Source organism: Dickeya oryzae (assembly GCF_009372235.1).
Taxonomy (GTDB): domain Bacteria; phylum Pseudomonadota; class Gammaproteobacteria; order Enterobacterales; family Enterobacteriaceae; genus Dickeya; species Dickeya oryzae.
This window is the reverse complement of the sequence record NZ_SULL01000015.1, coordinates 30,339-45,838: the sequence shown is the minus strand read 5'-3', so window position 1 is coordinate 45,838 and position 15,500 is coordinate 30,339. Positions and strand designations below refer to the sequence as shown.

Sequence of the window (15,500 nt, the reverse complement as noted above, 5' to 3'; positions counted from 1 at the left end):
ATTATGGGTAACCTATTGAGTTACCTTAAGCTGATAAAACTGATACTAAAGTGATACCAAAATATTTTTTAAGTAAGGTTAGTATGAATTTATTCGTTCAGGATAAATAAATGACACATCGCAGGTCGTTTAAATCATCAGTGGCGATAATATTTATTGCGATAGTCTGGTGCGATAGTCGTGTTTGCTGTGTGAAAGTACTACGCCAGTTTCAGAGTGAAAGAAAATATAACCGGACAGCATGGTTATCATTCATGCAATAGTAGCGGTTGTTATTCTCTTGCGACTAGAAATGGTCTGAAAACACCGGGGATTTTACATTCCACATTCAGGAAAGAGAATGATGATGCACTCGTCGAACACTCGTGATGTATTCGTTGATAATCCACTGTCGGGATTGCAGCAATTAGGGGTAAATGGAGAGGGAGTGAAAATCGGTATTATTGATGGTGCGATTGATAGTCATCACCCGATATTAAACCATTTAACCATTGAACACCTGACTGCACAGCAAAATAAAACGACCTCACACGGAACGGCTGTCAGTAGTATTATTGGCGGAAAAGGTGTGGGTATTGCTCCGGCCGTCACTGTTTTGAGTATCCCGGTATTTCATGAGGATGAAAGGGGGAATATTCATGGCTGCTCTGAACGCACCCTGGCAAAAGCGATTCGTGATGCCCGTTTACATGGCTGTCATATTATTAACGTGAGTGGTGCATCATTATCGATAAATGGCCAGGGAACGGATGAATTACGTAAAGCCATTGACGATTGTGAAAAAGAAGGCGTGTTGATTGTTGCCGCTGTCGGTAATGAAGGCCGTAATAGTGAATCCTTGCCGGCATCAATGGATTTTGTTCTGGCTGTTGGTGCCTGTGATAAAGAAGGGTTGCCCGCTCCATTTAATAACTATGGGTTGAAACTGAGAAAGAAAATGTTGCTGGCATCCGGTGTATCCATTCCTGTTGCTACGCCGAATTATGATCTGTCTGTTGTATCTGGCAGCAGTTTTTCTGCCCCGGTGGTGTCGGCAATATCGGCGTTAATCATGAGGGCAGTAAATGTGGCGGGGCATTGTCGTGCGCCACAAATTATTCGGGAGCTGCTGTTTACTACAGCGACCCCACTGGTGTTGTCAACGGCAGCTAATCGGGAGTCAGTGATATACCGATTAAATATTCAGAAAGTATTCCGGCAAATAGCACAGGAATTCTCTCACCAACCACCCAAAAGGATCATGACCATGTCAACTGAAGAAAAAAATATTGAGCCTGCCGCTGTGGAGCTGCTGGTTCCCTCGATTATCGACACCCATCAGGAGAGTCAGGATGTGGCGTTGGGCGATGATGCTGTACTGGCGCCTTCCAGCCTGAGTACCGAAGTGAGTGCGCCATCGCGTGACGCTGGCCTGGCGTTCCCCAAAATCAGCGACCCGGCGGCCAACCATTATGTGCATGCGCCTGCCCGGCGGATTATGCCGCAGTCTTCTGCGCTGGATGCGCGCACAGTGCGTGATCAGGAAAAGATTTTTGTTATCGGCCAGGTTGGCTATGACTTCGGTACAGAAGCACGGTTGGATTACTTCACCCAGGTCATGGGTAATAAAAGCGGCTATCCGTTTGATCCGGTGCAAATGGCCGAACATTTGAATACCGGCGATAACGCGGAGCAATCCAACGCGTTGATCTGGACATTAAAAATCGACGGTATTCCGGTGTACGCCATTAAACCGGATGCACAGTTCGCGGTGCTGGAATACGCCCGTCTGGTGGAGTTCCTGTATGAGCAGGAAACCAAAGGCGTGGAACGTGTTTCCATCGCCGGGATTATCAGCGGTGAAACGCGGCTGTTCAACGGCCAGGTGATTCCGACCATCAGCCCGGTATTACGCGGCATGTTCAACTGGGAATCCCAGGATATTTCGAAAATGCTGATGGGCGAAAGCGCCGTCGGTACGCCGAAATCCAAAGAGCTGATCAACTTCATCAACCGTATTTACTACGAGCTGCGTAACCGTGGTTACGAGTCGAATGAGCGTGCGATTAACTATGCGGCCACCAACGCGTATCAGATGAAAGAAATCTTCGATGATGCCTTCGCTGAAGGGTTATTCCTGAACAAAATCAGCGCAGAGCGCAGCCCGGTCAGCCGCCCGGAATCCGATTGCTGGGACGTGGTACTGGAGTTCTTCAACCCGAAAGAACGCCTTACCGCTGCCCGCAAACTGTATCGCTACACCATTGACGTCAGCGATGTCATGCCGGTCACCATCGGCACGCTGCGTAGCTGGCATGCCTATTAATACCGGCTTGCCGTTTGTTCTCGGTTTTAAGATTTGCCGCCAGTCGGGGGCATTAACCTGGGGATATCCCCAAAATACGATGTAAATACACTCAAGGAGAAATACCATGAAACTTCCAACCCAAGCACAGAATGTGAACCGCGCTAACCGTGTTGCTGAAGCCAAAGCCTCTGGCGTTAACCCGGCTTTCTGGGGTGAAGCACTGAATCTGCTGAAAAAAGCAGGCCAGGGCGCGCTGAGCGGCGTACTGAGCTAATCGACAATGGTGCATGGCCATATGGCCATGCACCATTTCTTCATAATAAGAAAAAATACAGTGATGTAATACGGTAATAATTATATTGTCAAAATCAGGGGATATGACGTTCGGTGAATGTACATCATAACGAATTAATAGGTTCGATTGTGGCTCTGCATGATTCATGTGCATGAATATCAACCCACAGTAAATGAGGGTTGATGTTTAAAGTGTGTGATGAAAATAGTGCCATAAAAAGAACGTATTAATTTTTATTGCAGAGGGGAATGTATGTCTAACAATGGATTTTTCTTGAACACCGCAGTGATCAAAGACCTGAGGCTAAAAAAAAATTAAGTCAGGAGGAATTGTCGGAGCAAAGTCTTGAGTCGAAGTGTTATATCTCTATCTCTACAATAAAAAGAGCTGAGTTGGGCAAGCCTATTTCCCGGCAAACGTTGTGTAAATTCGCGAAATTCTTTGATGTCACGGTAGACAACCTCATCTTACCCTCGCATGAGCGGGTTTCTCGTGACGTGACTCACGATGAGTGTAAATGTATCGCGTTTATTTTTGCCGGAATATATAACATGTTGGTTATGAATGAGGCGAATAAGACCTGATTGTAGACATAGAAAATAATATTTTAATGAAGGCCATATTAACCCTCGAATGATTGTTGTGAGGGTGGGTGATTATAGATAAGCACAGGCATGCACTGTAGCGGTCACATCACCAATGTTGGCGTTGTGAATTGAGTTTGAGTGCCTGCAGGGAAAGCATTTTATTTTTATCCCATGTTTGCGGTGATAATGAATAAAAACAGTAAAGGGATTTACTTTATTTTGCCAGGGTGTCGTCAGGACGTTTTTTTACAGGGTATATCGCTATCACATTTCAGGTTGCCGGTGTGTATTGATGGGGTTCCCCCAGCCATTCACTTGCGTCAACACCTGGGTAATTGCTGTATTGCTGTTTTTGGCAACCCGAATTATTGGGATAGGGATAGGTGTTTTTATGGTTGGAGTAGCGGTTGAAATAAGACGGTAGCGTGCATAAGCCAACCCCGTTCTTATGAAGGAGTACATTGTTGTGAAATGTACGCTGGCAGGAGTTGAATAAAGGATTTTCCCGTGAAAACAGAAAATATACTACCTGGTAAGTTAAGAAATATTCCTGCTGAAAAGATCCCTCTGGCGGGTTATTCGGTAGGAAGGCATATTCCTGAGTTCATCTTTTTACCCTCTGTGCTGCGTGGGCAAATCGATCGGTTATTGCTGTCCGGCAGGCCGATTCTGCTGTATGGCGAACCGGGTGCCGATCTGTCTGATATCACCAGCTATATTCGTGCCAGGCTGCTGGCATCACAAGGACGTTATGTCGAGCTCAGCGGTGAGGATGACCCAACGAAACAGGTGAGGGAGATGTTGGCCTCACTGCCTGACGGCCATCGGTTGACGCTGTGCATACCGGGCTTTGACGCCCTGACTGAGCAACAACAACAGACGTTGCTGACACAATTGCAGGATGAGCATACCGGTCGCAATGCGCTGCGGCTGGTATTCGGATTGATAGCCACGCCGACAGAGCGCGGTGCGTTGCCGACACAACCCGGCGCACAACTGATGTCGACCTTTGGGTGCCAGCTATTACCTGTTTCGGCCCTGAAAGGCAAAACGCCGGAGATAGTCGAATTGGTGCACGCGGCCTGGCAGGCGTATCGTCAATCTGTCCGGCAGACGCTGCATCCTGACGTGCTGTTTTATCTGCACCATTACGAATGGCCCGGCAATGTCAGGCAGTTGTGGCACAGCGTCGCCCGGCTATTAATGCTCAGTGAGGATGCTGAGATTAGCCTGGCTCAGGCCAGCCGTATTCTGCCGCATATTATCCCCCCAACGGAGCTGGCACAGAGGGAGGAAGGACGGCGGATTAACCGCTCATTGTGTGACGCGGTACTCAGCCGTGATCAGGACGCGTTGCAGCAGTTTCACCCCTCGGTGATCAAAGCGCTGTTGTATCTGGGCGAGCATTTTCAACGTGAAGTGACGCTGATTGAACTGGCGGAGAATTCGCATATCAGTCCGTCGCATCTTTCTTATCTGCTCAAGCACAGTCTTGGCTTATCGTTTAAACAGATTCTGAACCAGACCCGCATTTTCTATGCCTGCCAGCGGCTGGAGTGCCACCCCATGAGCCGCATTACCAACCTCTATCTGGATTGCGGCTATGGCGACCTGAGCCATTTTGAAAAGATGTTTAAGCGCTACACCGGTGCCACCCCTATCGAGTTTCGCAAACAGTTCAATCCGATGCTGCTGCGTAATGAAACCGGGTGAGAGCCAGGTTGTCACGAAACGCCCCGGTCGTGACTGGCCGGGGTTTTCCCGTGAAGTCGTCAGGTTTTTACCCCCGCTTTCTGCACCACATTTACGTTCTGTACCGATTGTTTCCACCTCGTATCTGGACATCCGCCTCCCAACTCTTCAGACTCGGCACATTCATTCGACATCATGCGCGGTCAGCATGATATCGACGACGCATCTGGCGTCATTTATCTGCTGATCAATAAAGATATGCTGCTACTTATCGATAACTACGACTCCTTTACCTACAACCTGTACCAGTATTTTTGCGAACTGGGTTCAGAGGTGCTGGTCAGGCGTAATGATGCGCTGACGCTGGCGGACATCGAGCGGTTATCGCCGCAACGACTGGTGATTTCTCCCGGCCCCTGTACACCGGATGACGCCGGGATCTCGCTGGCGGCGATTCGCCATTTTGCTGGTCAACTGCCGATTCTGGGGGTCTGTCTGGGGCATCAGGCGTTGGGACAGGTCTTCGGCGCACAGGTGGTACGCGCCCGTCAGGTGATGCACGGCAAAACCTCGCCAGTGCGGCATACCGGGCGTGGTGTGTTCGCCGGGCTGGCAGATCCGCTCACTGTCACGCGTTACCATTCGCTGGTGTTGGAAAAAAATACGCTGCCTGACTGTTTTGAGGTCACAGCCTGGACTGAGCTTGATGGTGATACCGACGAGATCATGGGAATACGTCATCGTTCGTTGCCGCTGGAAGGTGTGCAGTTTCATCCAGAAAGCATCCTCAGCCAGCAAGGGCACCAGTTATTGAAAAATTTCCTTGATTTATAGTCGGATAGCGCAGGTCAGGCCAGGTGCATCGGATTATCGATTGCCTATTTTTGATTTTTTATGCATATTTATTGATTATATTTTCACTTAAGATCTTCACTCCACACTACGGGATATGACAACGGGGCAGCAAATGGCGACAGAGAAAGCAGCAGTAACACGGGATACTTACGATAAGGTAATTCTTCCGGTTTATGCACCCGCGCAGTTTGTGCCGGTAAAAGGCAAAGGGAGCCGTGTCTGGGATCAGCAGGGCAAAGAATATATCGATTTTTCTGGTGGCATCGCGGTAACCGCACTGGGACATTGCCATCCGGCGTTGGTGGCGGCGTTGAAAGAGCAGGGTGAAACCCTGTGGCACACCAGCAACGTATTCACCAACGAACCAGCACTGCGTCTGGCGACCAAACTGATCAACGCCACGTTTGCCGATCGTGTGTTTTTCGCCAACTCTGGTGCAGAAGCCAATGAAGCGGCGTTCAAACTGGCACGGCATTACGCCATTACCCGTCATAGCCCGTACAAAACCAAGATAATCTCGTTTTACCAGTCGTTTCATGGCCGTACCTTGTTTACCGTGTCGGTCGGTGGTCAGCCGAAATATGCCGATGGCTTTGGCCCGAAACCGGCGGATATCGTGCATGTGCCGTTCAACGACTTGGACGCGGTCAAAGCCGTGATGGATGACCACACCTGTGCCGTGGTGCTGGAGCCGATTCAGGGCGAAGGCGGCATTACGCCTGCGACACCGGCGTTCCTCAAGGGGGTACGTGAGCTGTGCGATCAGTATCAGGCGCTGCTGGTGTTTGATGAAGTGCAGTGTGGTATGGGCCGCAGCGGTAAGCTGTTCTCTTATATGCACTACGGTATCACGCCGGATATTCTGACCACCGCGAAAGCGCTGGGCGGCGGTTTCCCGATCAGCGCCATGCTGACTACGGAAGAGATTGCGTCGGTGATGGCGGTCGGGACGCACGGCACCACCTATGGCGGCAACCCGCTGGCGTGCGCGGTGGCGGAAGCGGCGCTGGATGTGATCAATACACCGGAAGTGCTGTCCGGCGTGGTCGATCGCCATGCGCGTTTTGTGTCTGCGCTCGAGCGCATCAACGCCCAGTACGGCATTTTTGATGAAATTCGTGGCATGGGCTTACTGCTGGGCGCACAACTGAAACCGGCCTGGCATGGTCGCGCCCGTGATTTTCTGGCGGCATCAGCAGATCTGGGGTTGATGATTTTGGTGGCAGGGCCGGATGTGATCCGTTTTGTGCCGTCGCTGGTGATCACCCCGGAAGAGATAGACCAGGGGATGGCGCTGTTTGAAAAGGCCGTGGCACAGGTGGTGAAGGGCGCGTAAGCCGCGCTTTTACGCATCACGGCAACACGTTTCTGCGAAGAGCGTGAGGCGCATGAACAGCAAGAGGGTGACCAACGGTCACCCTCTTTGTTTTCGTGCTATCCCATATCCCAGACTACCCATACGGGAGTGATGTATCAGTAAACCCTTGCATGGTGTGAAGGGCCTGTCACACCAACATGACGCTGACCCCTTTGTCTTGCAGTTGGGCGATCACCTGTTGATCGGCGTCTTTGCCCGTGATCAGAATATCGATCCGATCCGCTGCGCAGAACAGCATACCGGCACGCTGTCCCACTTTGCTGCTGTCGGCCAGCACCACCAGTTTGCCGATGTGGTTAAGCATTTTTTGCTCGGCCATGGCCGTTAGCATATCCATTTTGTAGAGGCCGTCCGCAGTAATCCCCTTACCACTGGTGAACATCCAATGTCCGGCATAAAGCGAGGAGATTTCATCCTGTGGGGCCAACGTAATGGATTGCGATTTATTGTACTGCCCGCCAATGATCACCACGCCGTCATGGTCATGTTCAATCAGGTAATTCGCCAGCGGGAAATAATTGGTGATGACCTGAACATCCTGCCCACAGATTTCCTGCCCCAGCACAAAGGCGGTTGAGCCGCAGTTGATCACGGCGCTTTCACCCGGTTTTATCAAGGCTGCCGCTGCTTGCGCGATACGCATTTTCTCACTGTGATGAGAGAATTCGCCGCGACTGACAGGTTCATGGCTGTTGAGCGGCGACCAGTGGGTTTTGGTTTGCGTGAGTGCTTCTGCACCGTTGCGCACCTTACGCAGCTTGCCGGAATCGTTGAGTTTGTTGATGTCGCGGCGGGCGGTGGCGGGGGAAATATCAAAGGCCTGCATGATACCCGTAACCGACAGATGGCGTTTTTGATTGAGCAATTCCAGGATGGCGCTGTGGCGCTGGGCTTCCGTCATATCGTGCCTGATAGTGATTGAATCTGATTTTTTTATGATTATATCCCGCATGCGCGTGAATGACAGCCGTTCCTCGGATTCTTTTGACGACATCGGTTTAGGCCAGTGCCAAACCGGCCTGACGGCCTATTTCGGCCAGACGTGCGCGGGCCAGTTTCAGGTTAGCCGCCCATTGTTCGTCTTTGGCCCACATCTCCAGTACCAGCGGGCCGTTGTAACCCATTTCGGCCAGGGTGCGGAAGATGGCGGCAAAATCCACCTCACCTTCACCAATCACCAGGTCGCGGAATTGCCCCTGACTGTGCGCGGAAACCTTGCGGGTGTCTTTGAGGTGGATTTGTACGATGTGATCGCAACTGAGCTTTAGCTCGGTGCAGGTATCGTAGTTCCAGCCGGTAATGTTGCCCACATCCGGGTACGCCATAAAGTAAGGGGAAGGGATGGCTTTTTTCAGCACCTCAAATTTGCTCAGCGAATTGAGGTACGGCGTATCCATGATTTCGACCCCCAGCATGACACCGGCCCGTTCTGCCATCCGGGTAGAGGCTTTCATGCCCTCAATAAACCGCTGGTGGGTTTCAGCCGAGGGTGACTCGTAGTAGACGTCGTAGCCCGCCAACTGAATACAACGAATGCCCAGCTTGTAAGCCAGGTTTATCGCTTTTTCCATGATCTCATGGGCTTTTTCACGGATAGCCGGGTCGTGTGAGCCGAAGGGAAAGCGGCGGTGGGCACTCAGGCACATGGACTGTAACGGGAAGTTGTTTTTCTCGCACAAATGTCGCAACTGGTAGGTTTCGTTATCGCTCCACTCAAGTCGTTGCAATTTTTCGTCCGATTCATCGACGGATATCTCAATGAAATCAAACCCCAGTTCTTTGGCGACCAGAATCTTCTCTTCCCACGTGAACGCGGCGGGTAGCGCCTTTTCGTAAAGCCCGAGGCGAAAGGGCTTGTCAAAGTTGTGCATGTTGCTCCCTCTGTTGCGGTTCTGCCTTGCTGTGTGGTCAAGGCCATGAATGCCCGCAGGACGGTTCATGGCCCGTGCCTGTGCGTTACAGGAAGGATTTGTAAGGCAACTCCGGTTCGTCGACGAAGATGTCGTCAAAGCCGCGTGGATGCTGGTAATGCAGCGTGTTTTTATCGGTTGGGAAGGTGTATTTCCCGCCCACCTGCCAGAAGAACGGGCGGAAGCGATAACCAAGCCGGTCTTTCTTCATGTTCCACAGCACTTCAATTTCACGTGGGTCGCTCTGGAAGTTGGCCCAGATATCGTGATGGAACGGGATAACCACCTGAGCATTAAGCGACTCGCCAGCGCGCAGAATGTCTGACGAGGTCATTTTGTCGGTGACACCGCGCGGGTTCTCGCCATAGGAGAGCAGGGCGACGTCAATCTGGTAGTCGTTGCCGTGTTTGGCGTAGTAGTTGGAGTAGTGCGAGTCACCCGAATGGTAGAGGTTGCCGCCCGATGTCTTGACCAGATAGTTGACGGCCCGGTCGTCCATGCCATCCAGAATGCTCTTGTCTTTTGACGACACCCCGGCAGGCAGCGTCACCAGTGCGGTGCGGTCAAACGCATCCAGCACCTGGATAACGATGTCGCCGACCGGAATTTCATCGCCGACGCGGGCGACGATGCAACGATCTTCCGGCACACCCCAGCGCAGCCAAAGATCCACACAGGCTTTGGGGCCGATGAATTTCACGTGGTCACCGACGTTTTTCAGTACTGCCGCCGCCACATTCACATCGATGTGATCGGCATGGTCGTGGGTCGCCAGTACTGCGTCGATCTGCTTGATGCCGAAGGGATCAAGCACGAACGGTGAGGTTCTCAGGTTGGGTTGTAGCTTGCGAACCCCGCCCATACGCATCATCTGGTGCTGCTTGTTCATATAAGGGTTGGCGTGGGTTTTCTTGCCGGTACCGCACCAGAAATCGATAGAAATATTGGTATTGCCCGCTGATTTCAACCAGATGCCGGTGCACCCCAACCACCACATGGCAAAGGTATCCGGTTTCACGTTTTCCTGCTCAATCTCTTCGTTTAACCACGTGCCCCATTCAGGGAAGGTGCTCAGTATCCAGGATTCACGGGTGATCTCATCAATCTTGCTCATCGGACGTACCTTTCTGGTTTGGATGCCGCACTGCGATAGCGAACCCGGCAGCGGGTCATCGGACAATGACATGACGCACATGGCTGCGCGTCTATGATTGGTTGTGATTTTTCGTGACTATAACAATGGTTTTTTTGATTATCAATGATTGCAATGATTATTTTGTGATATGGACGAATCTTTTATGACCGGCTCCATGCATGCATGAGCCTATTTATCTGTTTTTTATTTTATTTTTATGTTTTCCCACTGCGTAATCCATGAAGGAGTCGCTGAGTGACAGGAAAAATCATTCGCAAATGCTACCTGATATCGCTGACATTTCGGATTTAGTGAGATTTTATTGGCAAGACATTCATCACAAAAAATCATTTTATGATGAAATATGATTGTTTGTGAGTTTGCCAGGGCGACGGCCTATGCTGTCCTCCGCCCACAGAATGTAAGCAACCCATACCTGGACGGGTGGTGATCGAGTCCACTACTCCAATAGCAATCCAATAGCAGTGTCAGTGTCCTTATGTCGGACGGAGCAACGTTATGGAAACCCTCTACAGCATTTTTTATATTTTTTATAGCCAGGTGATGACCAAGGCCCCGTTGTTGTTGGGGCTGGTAACCTGTATCGGTTATCTGCTGCTTAGACGTGACGGCACCACCGTGGTGAAAGGCACGGTGAAAACCATCGTTGGTTTCATGCTGGTGCAGGTCGGGTCAACGACCCTGGTGTCTGGCTTTAAGCCGGTGATAGACAAAATCTCTGAGTACCACCACCTGACCGGTTCGGTCATCGACCCTTACACCACCATGATGGCGACCATGGAAACCATGGGGAGCCGTTATTCCTGGGTAGGGTATGCGGTGTTGCTGGCGCTCGGTCTGAATATCCTGCTGGTGGTGTTCCGCCGTGTGACCGGCATCCGCACCATCATGCTCACCGGTCACATCATGTTTCAGCAGGTTGGGCTGGTGGCGGTGTTCTATGTGGTGATGGGGGCTTCCATGTGGGAAACCATCCTGTATACCGCGGTTATTATGGCGCTCTATTGGGGGATTTCCTCCAACATTATGTTTAAGCCGACCCAGGCCGTAACCGGTGGGGCGGGGTTTTCTATCGGCCATCAGCAGCAGGTCGCTTCCTGGATAGCCACCCGGCTGGCGCCTAAACTGGGCGACAAGGAAGACAGTGTTGATCAGCTCAAGCTGCCGAAATGGCTGCATATTTTCCACGACAGTATTACCGCTACCGCCATCGTGATGACGGTCTTTTTCGGCATTATCCTGCTGTCGTTCGGCCTGGATAACCTGCAAAAAATGGCCGGGTCGACTCACTGGACCATTTATATTCTGGAAACCGGCCTTCGCTTCGCGGTGGCGATTCAGGTGATTGTGGCCGGTGTGCGTATGTTCGTGGCCGAACTGTCTGAAGCGTTTAAAGGGATTTCCGAGCGCGTTATCCCCAATGCCGTGCTGGCGATTGATTGCGCCGCTATCTATGCCTATTCCCCTAATGCGATGGTGTTTGGTTTTATCTGGGGGACGCTGGGGCAGTTCCTGGCGGTGCTCGGTCTGCTGTTGCTCAACTCCTCTATCATGATCATCCCCGGTTTTATCCCGATGTTCTTCTCTAACGCCACTATTGGGGTGTTTGCCAACCACTTTGGCGGTTGGCGTGCGGTGATGAAGATCTGCTTCGTCATGGGGATTATCGAGGTGCTGGGGGCGGCCTGGGCGATTCACCTGTTTGCCCATAACGGTACCAGCTTCAACGGCTGGATGGGGATGGCGGACTGGGCGCTGGTGTTCCCGCCCATTATGCAAGCGCTGTCGTTCTCATCCCTGTTCTTCTTTGTGTTGCTGGCGGGGGCTGGTGTCTACATGTACTTCGCGTCACGTACCCTGCGTCAGGAAGAAGACAATGCGCAGCCGGTCACCGAGCAGACCGACATCGACCCCATCGAGCCGCAATCAGCGATGCCGACTGAGGGACGTGCTGTGCGTATTCTGGCGGTGTGCGGCAACGGGCAGGGCTCTTCCATGATGATGAAGATGAAGATCGGCAAGTTTCTTGAACAACAGGGAGTGCCGCACATCATGGACTCCTGCGCCGTGGCAGATTACAAGTCCAAACTCCCGACAACCGACATTATTGTCTCGTCCAGGCATCTGGCTGGGGAAATGAGTCCCGGTGACGGCAAATTTGTGTTGGGGGTGCAAAACATGCTTAACCCACACTCTTTCGGTGACGAGTTGCTGGGGCTTATCAGGAAAAACTTTGCCGGTTAATCAATCACGCCTTCCCCTCTGCGAGGGGACAGGCAAGGAGACGCAGATGAAATTCAAACAATCGTTAATCGACAATGACTCTGTACTGCTTCACGCCAGTGCGGCGGACTGGCGCGAGGCTATCAAGCTCGGTACCGATATGCTGATTGCCTCCGGCGCCGTCGAGCCCCGTTACCATGAGGCGATCATCAGCAGTATTGAAAAGATGGGGCCTTACATCGTGATTGCGCCGCAGTTCGCCATGCCCCATGCCCGCCCGGAGAACGGTGTGAATCGCACTGCGTTTGCGTTGGTGACGCTCACCACACCGGTCAAATTTGAGGGAGAAGACGAACCGGTGGATGTGCTTATCACCCTGGCAGGGAGTACCTCCGATGAGCATATGGAAGGGTTGATGGAGGTGACCCAGATACTGGAAGACGAGCACAGCGATACCGGAATCAACCTCGACAAACTGCGGGTTTGCACCAGCTGTGAAGATGTGTTCCGTGTGATTGATAAGGTACTGGCGCAAACCGCCTGAGCGGCAACAAGGCGCTCCGGCAGGGGCGCAGGAGAAACAACGATGTATCAGCAATTGAAGGCTATCGTACTGGAAGCCAACCTGCTGCTCCCCCGTCATGGTTTAGTGACGCTGACCTGGGGCAATGTCTCCCAGATTGATCGCGAGCAGGGTGTTATCGCGATTAAACCCTCCGGGGTCTCTTATGAGCAGATGACCATCGACGATATCGTCGTCGTCGATATGGAAGGGCGGGTGGTCGAAGGGCGACTTAATCCTTCCAGTGATACCGAGACCCACGTGGTGCTGTACCGTGCCTTCGAGCACATCGGCGGTATTGTGCATACCCATTCACGCCACGGCACGGTCTGGGCGCAGGCCGGTCAGGATATTCCCGCGCTCGGCACCACCCATGCCGACTATTTCTATGGTGACATTCCCTGTACCCGCTCGTTGCGTGAAGACGAAATCGCTCAGGATTATGAAAAAAATACCGGTCTGGTGATTGTGGAGGAGTTTCATCGCCGCCATCTCGACCCACTCGCGGTGCCGGGGGCGGTGATTACCGGTCATGCTCCCTTCTGCTGGGGAAAAAATGCACTGGATGCGGTGCATAATGCGCTGGTGCTTGAAGAGGTGGCCGCCATGGCGTTCTCGACCCGATTACTTAATCCAGACATTCATATCGCGCAGGCGCTGTCTGATAAACACTATTTCAGAAAACACGGTGCGAATGCCTATTACGGCCAGCGTTGAGCGGCCGCACACGTAACACGATGACAAGGTAATAATGGCTTGAAATAAACAGTGGCAATGGGCCACGGGCGGCGCTCGCCCTCAAGTCAGAGATCCCGATATTTTAACGATTGGAAAGGAAATCGCATGATGACTAAACCTATGCTGCAAATTGCCCTTGATTCGACCGATCTGGCCACGGCTGTGGAGGTGGCTGACCGGGTCAGCGGCTTTGTTGAGGTGATTGAGGTGGGAACCATTCTGGCCTTTGCCGAAGGGATGGCGGCGGTGCGCACACTACGTGAACGCCACCCGAACCATATTATCGTTTGTGATATGAAAACCACGGATGGCGGTGCGATTCTGGCGCGAATGGCGTTTTCCGCTGGTGCTAACTGGATTACGGTGTCTGCCGCCGCGCATGTGGCGACGATCGAGGCTTGTAAGAAAGTGGCTGATGAGTTTGGCGGCGAAATCCAGATTGAGCTGTACGGTAACTGGAACCTGGATGATGCCAGAGCGTGGCGTGATAGGGGGATTACCCAGGCTATCTATCACCGTTCCCGCGATGCGGAACTGGCTGGGGTTAACTGGACTGCGGCTGATCTCGGTAAAATGCGGGCGCTGTCTGAACTGGGGCTTGAGCTGTCTATCACTGGCGGTATCGTGCCGGAGGATATCCACCTGTTCGATGGCATTCGCGCGAAAGTGTTTATCGCCGGTCGCGCCCTGGCGTCAGAGAGCGGCCGCGCTACCGCAGAAGCCCTGCGCACCGAGATCGACAAGTACTGGTAATACCGGATGCCGTCAGGCGACGGTGTTTGAGCCGGGGAACGGTGTGGACCATGTGAGATTATGTGAGACAAAAAGGGCGGCCATCTGGCCGCCCTGTCCGATAACGGGGTTGCTGATGGGATCAGCGAGTACCGTATACCACGATGGTTTTACCGTGGGCGGAGATCAGGTTCTGGTCTTCCAGCATTTTCAAAATACGGCCGACAGTTTCGCGGGAACAGCCGACGATCTGGCCGATTTCCTGACGGGTGATCTTAATCTGCATCCCATCCGGGTGGGTCATGGCATCCGGCTGTTTAGCCAGATTAAGCAGGGTTTGCGCGATGCGGCCCGTCACGTCGAGGAACGCCAGGTTGCCGACTTTTTGCGAAGTAACCTGTAGACGACGTGCCATCTGTGAGGACAAGCGCATCAGAATGTCCGGGTTGACCTGGATGAGCTGGCGGAATTTTTTATAGGAGATTTCAGCAACTTCACAGGCTGTTTTTGCCCGCACCCACGCACTGCGTTCCTGCCCGTCTTCAAACAAGCCAAGTTCGCCAATAAAATCGCCCTGATTCAGATAAGACAGAATCATTTCCTTGCCTTCTTCATCCTTGATCAGCACGGCAACCGAGCCTTTCACGATGTAGTAAAGCGTCTCTGCTTTTTCACCCTGGTGGATTAGGGTGCTCTTCGATGGGTACTTGTGAATGTGGCAATGAGAAAGGAACCATTCGAGAGTCGGGTCTGTTTGCGGTTTGCCGAGAACCATTCGCTGTTATCCTCTGTTGTTAATTCACTGCGCAAATCACAGGGCTCAGAGTTCCCTGTACGGCGTGATAACATAGTTATAATTCAATTCCGTCCTGGCGGAATGACGTCAGGGAATATACTGAGGCTGTCTATCAGATGACGCCAGTAAGCCGGTGGTGGGTCAGGTATCGACGCAACAACACATGCCGGTTTACGCTTTCGTTTGTAACACAGGTTGAGTGTAGTGTCTTGTGTTGTCTCGCTTCAGCATGATTAGGCTCTGATTATCAGGCTTTTTTGTACATAAGCGATGTAAAATTTCAAAAATA

The 15,500-nt window shown here is 52.1% G+C and carries 14 protein-coding genes; 10 read left to right on the top strand and 4 right to left on the bottom strand.

The features are described from left to right. Positions 1-340 precede the first annotated feature (340 nt). The 6 genes from FAZ14_RS16290 to argD all read left to right on the top strand — a co-directional run bounded on the left by FAZ14_RS16290 (position 341) and on the right by argD (position 7,052). Positions 341-2,305 carry a PatA/PatG family cyanobactin maturation protease gene (locus FAZ14_RS16290; RefSeq protein WP_153508873.1) on the top strand — a complete coding sequence of 655 codons (1,965 nt, stop codon included), beginning with the start codon at positions 341-343 and terminating at the stop codon, positions 2,303-2,305. A gap of 106 nt (positions 2,306-2,411) precedes the next feature. Then, on the top strand, positions 2,412-2,561 hold the full coding sequence (locus tag FAZ14_RS20220; protein ID WP_012886384.1) for a hypothetical protein: 150 nt from the start codon (positions 2,412-2,414) through the stop codon (positions 2,559-2,561). Positions 2,562-2,848: 287 nt separating this feature from the next. Further along, on the top strand, positions 2,849-3,166 hold the full coding sequence (locus FAZ14_RS16285) for a helix-turn-helix domain-containing protein (protein WP_268906973.1): 318 nt from the start codon (positions 2,849-2,851) through the stop codon (positions 3,164-3,166). A 510-nt stretch (positions 3,167-3,676) separates the two neighbouring features. Beyond that, on the top strand, positions 3,677-4,882 hold the full coding sequence (locus tag FAZ14_RS16280) for a helix-turn-helix domain-containing protein (RefSeq protein WP_153508871.1): 1,206 nt from the start codon (positions 3,677-3,679) through the stop codon (positions 4,880-4,882). 237 nt (positions 4,883-5,119) lie between these two features. Next, on the top strand, positions 5,120-5,695 hold the full coding sequence (locus FAZ14_RS16275) for an aminodeoxychorismate synthase component II (RefSeq protein ID WP_153508917.1): 576 nt from the start codon (positions 5,120-5,122) through the stop codon (positions 5,693-5,695). A gap of 133 nt (positions 5,696-5,828) precedes the next feature. Next, entirely contained in the window at positions 5,829-7,052 is a 1,224-nt protein-coding gene (argD, locus tag FAZ14_RS16270; protein WP_016942972.1) for a bifunctional acetylornithine/succinyldiaminopimelate transaminase, read from the top strand. Between the two features lie 169 nt (positions 7,053-7,221). On the opposite strand, the gene ulaR is transcribed toward argD, so the two are convergent. From ulaR to ulaG, 3 genes are all read right to left on the bottom strand, one after another. Continuing rightward, entirely contained in the window at positions 7,222-7,995 is a 774-nt protein-coding gene (gene ulaR, locus FAZ14_RS16265; RefSeq protein WP_038909159.1) for an HTH-type transcriptional regulator UlaR, read from the bottom strand. Positions 7,996-8,092: 97 nt separating this feature from the next. Beyond that, complete coding sequence (locus FAZ14_RS16260) at positions 8,093-8,965, bottom strand: L-ribulose-5-phosphate 3-epimerase (protein ID WP_153508870.1); 873 nt, start codon at positions 8,963-8,965, stop codon at positions 8,093-8,095. An 85-nt stretch (positions 8,966-9,050) separates the two neighbouring features. Next, positions 9,051-10,118 carry an L-ascorbate 6-phosphate lactonase gene (gene ulaG, locus FAZ14_RS16255; RefSeq protein ID WP_016942975.1) on the bottom strand — a complete coding sequence of 356 codons (1,068 nt, stop codon included), beginning with the start codon at positions 10,116-10,118 and terminating at the stop codon, positions 9,051-9,053. Between the two features lie 540 nt (positions 10,119-10,658). Here ulaG and FAZ14_RS16250 point away from each other — a divergent pair. From FAZ14_RS16250 to FAZ14_RS16235, 4 genes are all read left to right on the top strand, one after another. Then, entirely contained in the window at positions 10,659-12,404 is a 1,746-nt protein-coding gene (locus FAZ14_RS16250; RefSeq protein WP_153508869.1) for a PTS ascorbate-specific subunit IIBC, read from the top strand. Positions 12,405-12,450: 46 nt separating this feature from the next. Next, on the top strand, positions 12,451-12,927 hold the full coding sequence (locus FAZ14_RS16245; protein WP_016942977.1) for a PTS sugar transporter subunit IIA: 477 nt from the start codon (positions 12,451-12,453) through the stop codon (positions 12,925-12,927). Between the two features lie 42 nt (positions 12,928-12,969). Next, positions 12,970-13,662, top strand: coding sequence for an L-ribulose-5-phosphate 4-epimerase (locus tag FAZ14_RS16240; RefSeq protein ID WP_016942978.1), 693 nt, complete (start codon positions 12,970-12,972; stop codon positions 13,660-13,662). A gap of 129 nt (positions 13,663-13,791) precedes the next feature. Continuing rightward, the gene (locus FAZ14_RS16235) at positions 13,792-14,436 is read left to right on the top strand and encodes a 3-keto-L-gulonate-6-phosphate decarboxylase UlaD (RefSeq protein WP_153508916.1); all 645 of its coding nucleotides are present in this window, start codon (positions 13,792-13,794) and stop codon (positions 14,434-14,436) included. 121 nt (positions 14,437-14,557) lie between these two features. Here the strand turns inward: FAZ14_RS16235 and crp are convergent, their stop codons facing one another. Next, positions 14,558-15,190 carry a cAMP-activated global transcriptional regulator CRP gene (gene crp, locus FAZ14_RS16230; protein WP_012768072.1) on the bottom strand — a complete coding sequence of 211 codons (633 nt, stop codon included), beginning with the start codon at positions 15,188-15,190 and terminating at the stop codon, positions 14,558-14,560. Positions 15,191-15,500: the final 310 nt, after the last annotated feature.